Here is a 10,521-nt window from a genome sequence, read left to right as displayed (position 1 = left end):
CCTCCCCCGCGATCACCGCCACCGCGCCCGCCGCGATCGCCTGGGGGACGAAGGCCGCGCCATCAACGGTCGTGCCGGGAAGGGCCGCAAACACATAACCGGGCTTCACCGCGCGGCTGTCGGCGGTGAGGCCCGTGACGGCGAGAGCTTCGGCTCCTTCGGGGAGCGGGGCTTCGCCCGCCGCCAGCCGGCCGAGTGTGGTGGCCGAGGCGCTCATTGCGTCTTCTTCTTCTTTTCCTGCGCCTCGAGCTTAGCGAGCTTCTCCACGTCCTCCGGCGTGAAGACCGGTTCCACGCCGAGCATCGGCGCGATGCGCTCGATGATCTTGCCCGCCGTCGGCACGGCGTTCCAGCCGGCGGTGGCGAAGCCATAGGTTTCGGGCGTGGCCTTGGGCTCGTCCAGCATGACGAGCAGCAGGTAGCGCGGCTGGTCCATCGGGAAGGCCCCGATGAAGGAGGCAAGCCGCTTCTCCTTCGAGTAGCGCCCGTTCACCACCTTCTCCGCCGTGCCCGTCTTGCCGCCGGTGCGGTAGCCGATCACGTCCGCCTTGGAGGCGGAGCCGTCCGTGGCGTTGAGACGGAAGAGATAGCGCATCTTCTCGCTAGTCTCCGGGCTGACGATCCGCTGCGCCATGGCGAGGGCGTCTTCCTTGCTGCGCTTCAGGAAGGTGGGCGTCATCAGATGTCCGCCATTGAGGAGTCCTGCAACCACGGCGGCACCCTGCAAAGGCTGGACGGCGAAACCGTGGCCGAAAGCCGCCGTCGCCGTGGCGAGCTTGCTCCAGCGCCGGGGAAGCAGCGGCCTGGCGCTTTCCGGAAGCTCCGTCTGCAGCCGCTCGAAAAGGCCGACGCGCTTCAGGAACTCCTGGTGGCGTTCGAGGCCCACCTCGAGCGCCATCTTCGCGGTGCCGATGTTGGAAGAGTTGGTGAACACCTCCGGCACGGTGAGCACGCGGCGCTGGGCGTGGAAGTCATTGATGCGGGCGCTTCCGATGACGAGGGGAAAGCGCGCGTCATAGGAACTCTCGAGCGTCGCCGTGCCATAGTCGAGGGCCATGGCGAAGGTCACGGCCTTGATGACGGAGCCGAGCTCGTAGACGCCGCTCGTCATCTTGTTCTGCTGTTCCTTGGCGAGGTTCTTTTCCTCGTCGTTGGGATTGAAGTCGGGGAGCGAGACGAGCGAGAGCACTTCTCCCGTGTCGATGTCCATCACGATGCCGCCGCCGGCGATGGCGCTGAACTTCATGATGGCATTCGAGATCTCGTCGATCATCGCCGCCTGCACGCGGATGTCGATCGACATCTGGGCGGGAGCCGTCTTGTGCTCCGCGGGCTCGGCGAGCGAGGCGGTGTAGAGTGCTCCCTGCCCGTCGAGGAACTTCTCGATCCCGGCGATGCCCTTGGTGTCGAGGTCGACATAGCCCACGACATGCGAGCCAAGCCGCCCCTGCGGATAGACGCGGCGGCGCTCGTTGACGTAGCCCACGCCCGGAATGCCGAGATTGTAGACGGCATCGCGCTCTTCCGGCGAGACCTGGCGCTTCAGCCAGGCGAAGCGCTTGGCGGTGCTGAGCTTGCGCCGGAGTTCGCGCGCGTCGAGATCGGGCACCGTGGCGGTGAGCAGCTCGATCGCCTCGTCGATGTCGATGATCTTCGAGGGATCGGCATAGAGCGAGGCCACGGCCACGTCGGTGGCGAGCAGCACGCCGTTGCGGTCGACGATGTCGGGCCGGGGCAGCCGGTCCTCAACGGCGATCCGCGCCGGTTCGTCCTCGAGCTTCGGGAAGACGGTGAGCCGCGTCAGCTGGCCCGCGATGGCGAGGAAGGCGATGCCGAAGCATATCCCGATGAGGCGGATGCGGTTCTGGCCGCGGAGCTTGCGCGGCCCTTCTTCGCCTTGGGGCTGGTCGGTGGTGATGTCGGTCATTGCTGCTGCATCTTGTCGATGATGGCGCCGATCGGGTCCTGGCCCTCGGCCTCGAGCTTGATCACGGGTTCGGCCGGAACCTTGCTGCCGATCTCCTCCAGCTTCACGATCTGCTTGGCCTTCAGCGTGGCGAGGCCGAGATGCTGCTCGGCGAGCGCCCTGAGCCGGTCGGGGCGGGTCAGGCTCGACCATTCGGCGCTGAGCAGGCGGATGTTCTCCGTCTCCTCCGCGATTCCCCGCTCGTGCCGGGCGATCTCGCGTTCGAGCCCGCGCGTCGTGTGCTCCAGCGAATACAGGATGAAGCCGGAGACCAGCATCGTCATGACGAGGATGAAGTTGATGAACTTGTGCATCAGTGGCGTGTCCCGCTGGGAACGGTGAGGCCGATCTCGCCCGCAACGGTTGGGAGCGGCGGGGCCGCGGTGCGGATGCCCGCTCGCAGCTTGGCCGATCGTGCGCGTGGATTGCGCGCCGCCTCTTCCCCACTGGCGCCGAGATGGCCCTTGAAGGGGAGCGTGAAGCTCGGCTCCGGCGGCTTGGCGGCATCCGGCAGGTGGCGCGAGCCCGAGGGCAGCTTGCCGGCGCGCGAGGCGAAGAAGCGCTTCACGATCCGGTCTTCGAGCGAGTGGAAGGTGACGACGACGAGGCTTCCCCCCGCTGCCAGCAGACGCTCGGCGGCGTGGAGTGCCGCGACGAGCTCGTCGAGCTCGCCGTTCACGTGGATGCGCAGCGCCTGGAAGGTGCGGGTGGCGGGGTGGATGCGGTCGGTGGGTCTCGGGCGTCCGGTGGCGCGCTCTATGGCCTTGACCAGGCCCAGCGTGGTGGTGATCGGCGCCTCGGCGCGCGCCGCCACGATGGCGCGGGCGATGGCGCGGGCCCTCGGTTCCTCGCCGAAGACGTAGATGATGTTGGAGAGCGTCTCCTGCGGCAGCGTGTTGACGGCATCCGCCGCCGAAGGCCCGGCCTGGGCCATGCGCATGTCGAGCGGCCCGTCGCGCAGGAAGGAAAAGCCGCGCTCCGCCTCGTCGAGCTGCATGGAGGAAACGCCGATGTCCAGAACGATGCCGTCGATGGTGCCGGCACCCGCCGACGCGACCAGCGCCTCCATGTCCGAGAAGCGCCCTTCGAGAAGGCTGAGGCGGTCGCCGTACTGCGCCGCGAGTGCCGCTCCGGCATGGATCGCCGATGGATCGCGGTCGATGGCGATGACGCGGGTGCGGGCAGCCTCCAGCACGGCGCGGGTGTAGCCGCCCGCCCCGAAGGTGCCGTCCACATAGGTGCCGCCGTCGCGGGGCCTGAGCGCGCCCAGCACTTCGGCCAGCATCACCGGCACGTGCGGTTCAGGTGAAAGGGCTTGCGCGGCAGACATCGGAGACCCGGAAACAGGGTGAAGAAGACGTTAAGAGCGAGCCTGACATTGCCCGCGGGCTGCTTAACAAATGGTTTCGATTGCGCGCGGATGGAGAGATGCCAGCCGGCCTGTAAGCCGGGTTCTGTCCATGCGGGGGTCGCCCCCCGCACTGTATGACCATTCATCTGGAGCGCCCGTCGCCGGGCGCTTCACGCAACCTACCCGGGCGGCTGGGCCGGAAACGGCCCTGGCGAACCGAGGTCCGCCGCGTCGCCCCTATTCGGTCTTGCTCCCGGTGGGGTTTGCCCTGCCGCCCCCATTGCTGGGGGCGCGGTGCGCTCTTGCCGCACCATTTCACCCTTGCGTCAGGCCCCGAGGGGCCCGGATCCGCGGTATCTTTTCTGTGGCACTTTCCCTGGGGTCGCCCCCGCCGGGCGTTACCCGGCACCGTGTTTCCATGGAGCCCGGACTTTCCTCCCCCGCGCCCTTTCGGGACTTGCGGCAGCGGTCATCCGGCCAGCTGGCATGGATTGAGGTAGGCCGTCCCGGCCGGAAGATCAACCGGCAATGCAGGGAATCACTTTCCGAACACCACCTTTCCGTCGCACACCGTGAGGCGCGGCCGCATCCCCTTGTAGGCGGCGGGATCGGTCTTCTCGAGGTCCGCCGGCAGCACGCAGACGTCCGCCAGCATGCCCGTCTTCAGGGCGCCGGTCTTCTCCTCCATGAAGCCGGCATAGGCGCCGTCCACGGTATAGGAATGGAGCGCCTGGGCGAGGCTCTGGCGGTTGTCGGGCATGTCATCGCTCCAGCGGCCGCGCGTCATGGCGGACTGCAGCGACCACAGGGGATCGATGTCGGAGACCGGCCAGTCGGTGCCGAAGGCGAGCCGCGCGCCCGCCTCGCGCAGCGCCTTCCAGGCGAAGGCATGGGGCCAGCGCTCCCTGCCGATGCGCGAGAGATAGGGCTCGAGCGGCAGGCCGTGGTTGCCGGGCGGATGCGGCGGCTGCATCGAGGCGATCACGCCGAGTTCGGCGAAGCGCGGGACGTCGTCGGGGTGGATCACCTCGACATGCTCCACCCGGTGGCGCGAATCGCGCCGGCCATTGGCCCTGAGCGCCGCCTCGTAGCCATCGAGCACGATCCGGACGGCGCCGTCGCCGATGGCGTGGACGGCGATCTGCAGGCCGCGCCGGTCCGCCTCCACCGCGATCTCCGCGAAACGCGAAGGCTCGAACAGCGGCTCGCCCCTCCAGCCCGGCCGGTCGGAATAGTCATCCACCAGCACGGCGGTGCCGGAATCGACGACGCCGTCGACGAACAGCTTCACGAAGCCCGAGGACAGCATGTCCGAATCGTAGCGGGCCGCCATCTTCGACGCTTTTTCCAGCATGCCCGTGTCCATGAAGTTCTTGAAGTGGAACGGCACCTTGACGCGCGCCGTGAGCTCGCCGCGCCGGTGCAGTTCCTCAAGCAGTTCAAGCGTGTAGATGTTGCCGTCCATGTTCTGGATGAAGGTGATGCCATGCGCCGCGGCGTGGGCGAGTCCCGCCCGCATCGTCTCGAGGTCGGTCTCGAACTCGGCCTTGGTGGGATACGGGTCGGGTTCGCCGCCGGTGATGAGGCCGAGCCTGTCGCGCATGCCTTTCTTCGACAGCGCCCGCACCGGGTCGAAGGCCTCGCTCTCGCGCAGTTCGCCCGCCGCGAGCCCGTCGGCCCCCATCACGATCTCGTTGCCGGGCCCGAGCTTGCGGCCCTTGAGGAGGCCGGCCATCTCGAGCGCCATGGTGTTGGCCCAGGCCGTGTGATGGTCCGGCGAGAAGAGCAGGACAGGACGGTCCTTCACGATCCGGTCGAGATGGTGGCGGGTGAGCGGCTCGTTCTCGCCGAGGATCACGTAATCGGCCTGTTCGCCGATGACGAGATCGTCGCCCGGGTTCTGCCGGAGAAAGTCCTCGGTGCGTGCCTTCAGCTCCGCGAAGCCGCGCGTGCCGAAAAGCTGCAGGTGGCTCAGCTCGGCCGCGCCGGCGAAGAGATGCATGTGGGCCTCGACGAAGCCGGGGATGACGCTTCCCCCGCCGGCATCGACCACGCGCGTGGCCGCGCCCTTTTCAGCCATCACCTCAGCATGGGAGCCCAGGGCGCTGATTCGATTCCCGGAAATGGCGATTGCCTCCGCCCGGGGGCGGCCCCGGTCCATGGTCAGGACCGAGGCGTTGGTGATGATGAGTGATGCCGTCATGAACAGGAGTTCTCCAGATTGCCACTTCCACGAGTCCGGAAGAGTGGATAGATAGGCGCTGCTACGTCAGGTTTTGCACTCATGCCCCGCCCGTTTTTCGTTTTCCTCGCCCTCGGCCTCATGGCCGGCGCCGCTCACGCACAGGAGCGCGAATGGATGCTCGATGCAAGCGAGGAGGACGCATACCTGATTTTCGGCGTGGCCGATTCGGATGACGTGGGGGTGAGCCTGTGGTGCCCGCTCCGCCGGGGCATCGTAAACCTCTACCTGCCGCGGCCGGTTCAGTCGCTGGAGAAGGCGGCGGGCCAGAAGGAAGCGGGGCTCACCGTCACCGCCGGCGGCGAGACCGTGTCCTTCCGGGGCAAGGTGGACGTGAACCGCGAGGCCGACAGCGCCAGCATCGAGGCGGAGATCCCCGTGGATCACCCGGTCCTCGCGGCCATGGCCAAGGCCGACCGCTTCACCGTGACGGCGGGCGGCGAAGAGATCGTGTTCCCGCTCTTCGAGGCCGATCTCGCCGGCCTTCTCGAATTCTGCCGGAAGACCTGATCAGGCGGCGCCCGCCGCCAGCAGCCGCTCCGCCGTGCGGAGGGCTGAAACATCCGGCACGCCGTTGACGAGGCTCTGCCGGAAATGGCGCTGGAAGGCGTCGGTCACCTTGCGCGTCTGCTCGTCGGGCTCCCCCGTCGGAGCGATGGCATAGCCATAGGCCGAGAGAAGGGTCTGGAAGGACAGCAGTTCGCTCGGCGACAGGCGGGTGAAGTCATCGGCGGCGGGAGGAACCCAGTGGCCGATTCCTTCGGCGGCGAGCTGGCCCCAGGCGAATTTCTCGCCCGGATCGATCTTGCGGCCGGGCGCCACGTCGGAATGGGCGAGCACATGGGCTGGCGGAATGGCATGGCGCGAGAGGATGTCCCGGCACAGCGCGGCGAGGGAGGCCATCTGGCGCGCAGGAAAATCGGCATAGCCCAGCGCATGGCCGGGATTCTGGATCTCGATCCCGATCGAGCGCGAGTTGGTGTCGGTCTCGCCCTTCCAGCTGGAAGCACCCGCATGCCAGGCACGCAGTTCCTCGCCCACCATCTGGGTGACGATCCCGCTCTCGTCGACGAGATAATGGCAGGACACGCCGGATTCGGCACTGCACAGGAGTTCGCGCGCCGCCTCGGCGCTGGCCATGCCGGTATAGTGGAGGATCAGCATGTCGACGCCGCGCCCGCCCCGCCGCGGCTCGCAGTTGGCGGCCGGCACCAGGCGCTCGGCCAGCGGCGAAACGATCACGCCGCACGCTCCTTCATGATGCGGCCATAGGCCTCGTTCACCTTCTGGAGGCGCTCCGTGGCGATCTCGATCATCTCCTCGGGCACTCCCGCAGCGATGTGCCGGTCCGGGTGGTATTCCCGCACCAGCTCCCGGTAGCGGCGGCGGATCTCTTCTTCTCCCGCATCGTGGGGAAGGCCGAGGATGAGCCAGGGATCGTCCGCGAGACCAACGTGGCGGGCCCGGATGCGCGCGAAATCCTGTGGGGAGAATCCGAAGATCTCGGCCACCTGGCCGAGGAAACCGTGCTCGCCCGGATGATAGGCGTTGTCAGCCTTGGCGATGTGGAAAAGGCCGTCGAGCACGTCTTCCAGCACCTCGTGCTGGGCGTCGAACAGCCGCGCGATCTGCCGTGCGTAGGTCTCGAAGCCCGCGGTATCCTGCTTGGCGAGATTGAAGACGCGCGCCACGGCGGAAAGCTCCTCGTCGGGTATGTGGAAAACCTGCTTGAAGGCGGCGATCTCGTCTTCCGTCACCACCCCGTCGGCCTTCGCCATCTTGGCGCCGAGCGCGATCATGCCGATGGTGAAGGCGACCGATTTCTCGGGCGGCCCCGGATTGCGCGTGACGATCGCCTGCAGGAAACCGCCGACCGACTCGCCGATCGAGGCGATGACGTCGGCAATTCGGGTCCAGATCGACATGGGAGAGGGCTTCGGGCCTCAGCGCTTCCTGAGATAATGGAACAGGCTGAAGACGGGCGTGTCGATGTCCTGGTGGGAAGCGATGAGGCGCTCGACGTGCCAGGCCCTGCCCGCCGTCCAGATGGTGACCCAGGCAACCGGCACGAGGCCCAGCGCCATCACCACATACATCACGATGTCGGGCACGCCGATCAGCTTGGCGAAGGCCCAGACGCTCGCCACCATGGCGGAGCCCGTGAAGCAGAAGATGAGCAGCGTGGCGCCCACCGCCGCCATCAGGCTGCCCGCCGGGCTGAAGGCCTGCGAACCGCCCTTGGGCTGGCTCGCGGGCTTGATGATTTCCTGTTCCATGCCGGCTGATATGCGCCGGGTTCGGCCGAATTGCAACAGCGGGGCTTTCCGCCGGGCTTGAATCACCTTCTTCAAGTCAGCCGCGAAACCATTGATCTAGCGGCAGTAAACGCTTCCGCTCCGGCGGTTCTGCAGGTCCAGGTGAAGATGGTCGCGGTGGTGCCGGTCGGCGTTGGGGCCCAGCACGGTGCGGAACTCGCCGCAGGCATCCTCATGCACGGTGTGGAGGAAGCGCCGCTCCTCGCCGCCGCCGCGCCAGCCATCGAGCACCGTCACCTTGCGCCCGCTCTCCAGCGTGAAACCGGTGATGTCGATGGCGTTGCCGAAGCCGTGCTCGCTCATCTTGGCGCCATTGGCGCCGTTGCGCGGGCGGCAGGAATAGGAGGCGGCGACATCGACGCTGACGACGCTCTCGCCGAAGCTCCGCTGGGCGGCGGGCTGCACCGTGTCTTCGAGCCAGTCGCGCAAGGGGGCCGCCATGCCGCAGTTCATCGTGGCCGGCTGGCTGAAATGGACGGAACCCAAGCCCCTCACCCGCCATGCGTTGGGGATTTCGCAGCCGTTGCCCTCGTCGATGTCGCGGATCTTTTCCGCCAGCCCGATGCGCGATGGCTTGATCTCGCAGGAACCTTCCGGCGCGCGCAGGCCTTCAGTGTCGAAGGAGGTCTTGCGGCTGGAAGAACCGCAGCCGGCGAGGAGCGCCGAAGCTGCGGCAATCACAACGAGATTGCGCAGGAATGCCATGATACTCTGAACGCCACTGACCGAGGAACCGGCGGAAAGCCTAGGCCCCGCAGGGTTAATGGGCGGTCAATTGACGGAGGTCAAGGCTGGCTTGCGCCATGCGGGCGATTCTCTTGCCAGAAGCGGAGGGATGATGATGAAGCGGAAACATGGAGTGGCGGGCCTCGTGGCGGGCGGCCTGCTGATCGCGGCAGCCTCCGCCGCCGCAGCCTCGGGAACGGCGGGAACGCCGCTGGTGAGCGAGGGCATCAGCATCGAGCTCGGACGCCGCGATTACCGCAACTATTGCGCCGCCTGCCACGGCACGGAGGGCAAGGGCGATGGAACGCTGGCTGAATTCCTCACCCTCGCGGTGCCGGACATCACCCAGCTCAGCAAGCTGAATTCCGGCAAGTTTCCCGAGGAGCGCGTGACCGAAGTGATCGACGGGCGCGCCGAGGTGAAGGTTCACGGCATGCGCGACATGCCCGTGTGGGGCGACTGGTTCGACAGCGAGGCGATTTCGCAGGACACCGACCGCGACACGCGCGAGCTGATCGTGCAGGACCGCATCCAGTCACTCGTCGGCTACATCAAGAGCATCCAGGCGAAGTAAGCGATTGCAGCTTCAGCGGTTCAGCGCCGCCACGAGTTGGGCCACGTCGCCGTTCCGCTTGGAAAGGAAGGACGTGAAGATGCCGCGCTGCAGGTAGATGAGCGAGAAGCCCATGATCTTGGCGTCGGCCACCTTGTAGCCGCCCTTGCGCGGCACGAGCCGCCACATCACCGTGTAGGACTGGCCGTTCATCAGATAGACCTTGGACTGGACGTTCACGTCCTTGCCGTCGTCCGCGCTGGCTTCGCCGATCTCGTATTTGGCGATGACGTATTCGCGCGACTGGTCGGCGAAGTAGCGTGCCATGAAGGTGGCGGTGCCGGCGTAATAGGCTTCCTTCTGGCCCGCACCCAGCTTCGCCTTGTACTGTCCAAGGGAATAGTCCCCGATGCTGCGCACGTCGGCATGGCGAAGGATGGCGCGCTTGAAGCTCGCCACCGTGCCCTGCCGGTGGGCGTTCAGCATGTCTTTCGCCACCTTGCGCATGTAGGCGACGGCCGGATGGTCCGCCGCGGCCGTCGCCGGCGCGGCGAAGACGGCTGCCGCAAGGCCCGCCATGGCGGCTCGGCGCGTCAGGCGAGCCGGTTCGGGCTTGGTGAACTGGGACATGATTCGCTTCTTGCACCGCTCCATGGTCGAGCCTTAATGGACAGCCCGAAGCCTGGTCAACAACGCGTCTCGCCCTACCAGGTTTCGGCCTCGCGCAGCTCTGCGAAAAGCGGCTCGAAATCGCCCTTGGAGCCCTTCAGCACCTTGTTGAAGCGGTCCTTCATCGAGATCGTCAGCCAGACGCCCTTGATGTTGACGTCGCTCACCCGGTACCCGCCGCCCGAGGCACTGAGGCGCCAGCGCACCTGCTCGCGCCCGCCCTTGCCCGTGATGGCGCTGTGGATCACCGTGAAGCGCCCCTGCTTGCTGGTGGATATGATCTCGAGTTCGGTGCCGCGGAAGTCCTCGACGTAGTAGACGAAAAGCGCGGCGGCGTAGTTGCTGACCAGCTCGTAGAACTCGGAACGCCGGGCGGCCGGAAGCTTCTTGCGGTGGGGCCCGAGCGCGTAATCGGCGATGGCCTTCAGGTTGACGTAGCGGTTCATCAGGGCGGCGAACTGCGAGCGCAAGGCCGGCCCTTTCTTGCCGGTGTTGGCAAGCGCCATCACGTCCTCGGCGATGCCGGTCACGTAGTTTTCGGCGGCCGTCCTCGCCCAGGCCGGCTCCGCCCCAGCGGCCAGCAAGGCCGCCAGCGCCACTCCAAACAGGCCCCGCCGGGTCAGCGGGTGGTTCCCCCGGTCAGTCATCTCTCCTCCTCGACGGCCGGCCTCCGCGTGCCGCAAACAATTCCAACTACGCC

The 10,521-nt window shown here is 67.0% G+C and carries 13 protein-coding genes and 1 other RNA gene; 2 read left to right on the top strand and 12 right to left on the bottom strand.

All coding sequences use genetic code 11. The features are described from left to right. From ACK4HL_RS18120 to ACK4HL_RS18095, 6 genes are all read right to left on the bottom strand, one after another. The coding region (locus ACK4HL_RS18120) for a Mur ligase domain-containing protein (RefSeq protein WP_409763384.1) at positions 1-217 on the bottom strand (217 nt) is incomplete at its 3' end. Then, on the bottom strand, positions 214-1,926 hold the full coding sequence (locus ACK4HL_RS18115; protein ID WP_409763381.1) for a peptidoglycan D,D-transpeptidase FtsI family protein: 1,713 nt from the start codon (positions 1,924-1,926) through the stop codon (positions 214-216). The genes ACK4HL_RS18120 and ACK4HL_RS18115, both read right to left, overlap by 4 nt. Then, a complete protein-coding gene (locus ACK4HL_RS18110; protein ID WP_409763378.1) occupies positions 1,923-2,279 on the bottom strand; it encodes a hypothetical protein in 357 nt (118 codons plus the stop codon). Before ACK4HL_RS18110 ends, ACK4HL_RS18115 begins: the two co-directional genes overlap by 4 nt. Beyond that, positions 2,279-3,295, bottom strand: a complete 1,017-nt coding sequence (rsmH, locus tag ACK4HL_RS18105; protein ID WP_409763375.1) for a 16S rRNA (cytosine(1402)-N(4))-methyltransferase RsmH — start codon at positions 3,293-3,295, stop codon at positions 2,279-2,281. The genes ACK4HL_RS18110 and rsmH overlap by 1 nt, the downstream gene beginning before the upstream one ends. A gap of 97 nt (positions 3,296-3,392) precedes the next feature. Then, positions 3,393-3,801, bottom strand: an RNA gene (rnpB, locus tag ACK4HL_RS18100) — RNase P RNA component class A. A 53-nt stretch (positions 3,802-3,854) separates the two neighbouring features. After that, complete coding sequence (locus ACK4HL_RS18095) at positions 3,855-5,519, bottom strand: amidohydrolase (RefSeq protein ID WP_409763373.1); 1,665 nt, start codon at positions 5,517-5,519, stop codon at positions 3,855-3,857. An 81-nt stretch (positions 5,520-5,600) separates the two neighbouring features. Between ACK4HL_RS18095 and ACK4HL_RS18090 the strand changes: the two genes are divergently transcribed. Continuing rightward, the gene (locus ACK4HL_RS18090; protein WP_409763370.1) at positions 5,601-6,068 is read left to right on the top strand and encodes a hypothetical protein; all 468 of its coding nucleotides are present in this window, start codon (positions 5,601-5,603) and stop codon (positions 6,066-6,068) included. On the opposite strand, the gene ACK4HL_RS18085 is transcribed toward ACK4HL_RS18090, so the two are convergent. The 4 genes from ACK4HL_RS18085 to ACK4HL_RS18070 form a co-directional block, all read right to left on the bottom strand. Continuing rightward, a complete protein-coding gene (locus ACK4HL_RS18085) occupies positions 6,069-6,800 on the bottom strand; it encodes an N-acetylmuramoyl-L-alanine amidase (protein WP_409763367.1) in 732 nt (243 codons plus the stop codon). Then, positions 6,797-7,483 (bottom strand): TerB family tellurite resistance protein, encoded by a 687-nt coding sequence (locus ACK4HL_RS18080; RefSeq protein WP_409763364.1) that lies wholly within the window; start codon positions 7,481-7,483, stop codon positions 6,797-6,799. The genes ACK4HL_RS18085 and ACK4HL_RS18080 overlap by 4 nt, the downstream gene beginning before the upstream one ends. An 18-nt stretch (positions 7,484-7,501) precedes the next feature. Beyond that, positions 7,502-7,834 (bottom strand): hypothetical protein, encoded by a 333-nt coding sequence (locus ACK4HL_RS18075; RefSeq protein WP_409763361.1) that lies wholly within the window; start codon positions 7,832-7,834, stop codon positions 7,502-7,504. A gap of 96 nt (positions 7,835-7,930) precedes the next feature. After that, positions 7,931-8,578 (bottom strand): extensin family protein, encoded by a 648-nt coding sequence (locus tag ACK4HL_RS18070; RefSeq protein WP_409763358.1) that lies wholly within the window; start codon positions 8,576-8,578, stop codon positions 7,931-7,933. A gap of 136 nt (positions 8,579-8,714) precedes the next feature. Here ACK4HL_RS18070 and ACK4HL_RS18065 point away from each other — a divergent pair, with 136 nt between their 5' ends. Next, positions 8,715-9,173 (top strand): c-type cytochrome, encoded by a 459-nt coding sequence (locus ACK4HL_RS18065; protein WP_409763355.1) that lies wholly within the window; start codon positions 8,715-8,717, stop codon positions 9,171-9,173. Positions 9,174-9,185: 12 nt separating this feature from the next. Here ACK4HL_RS18065 and ACK4HL_RS18060 read toward each other — a convergent pair whose 3' ends face one another. Together ACK4HL_RS18060 and ACK4HL_RS18055 are read right to left on the bottom strand one after the other, a co-directional pair. After that, positions 9,186-9,782 (bottom strand): ABC transporter substrate-binding protein, encoded by a 597-nt coding sequence (locus ACK4HL_RS18060; RefSeq protein WP_409763352.1) that lies wholly within the window; start codon positions 9,780-9,782, stop codon positions 9,186-9,188. A 74-nt stretch (positions 9,783-9,856) separates the two neighbouring features. Then, positions 9,857-10,468, bottom strand: coding sequence for a phospholipid-binding protein MlaC (locus ACK4HL_RS18055; RefSeq protein ID WP_409763349.1), 612 nt, complete (start codon positions 10,466-10,468; stop codon positions 9,857-9,859). Positions 10,469-10,521: the final 53 nt, after the last annotated feature.

This window comes from Aestuariivirga sp., from assembly GCF_046294715.1.
In the GTDB taxonomy this organism is placed as follows: domain Bacteria; phylum Pseudomonadota; class Alphaproteobacteria; order Rhizobiales; family Aestuariivirgaceae; genus Aestuariivirga.
Note: the sequence above shows the minus strand (reverse complement) of the source record. Positions and strands in the feature narration are given on the sequence as shown.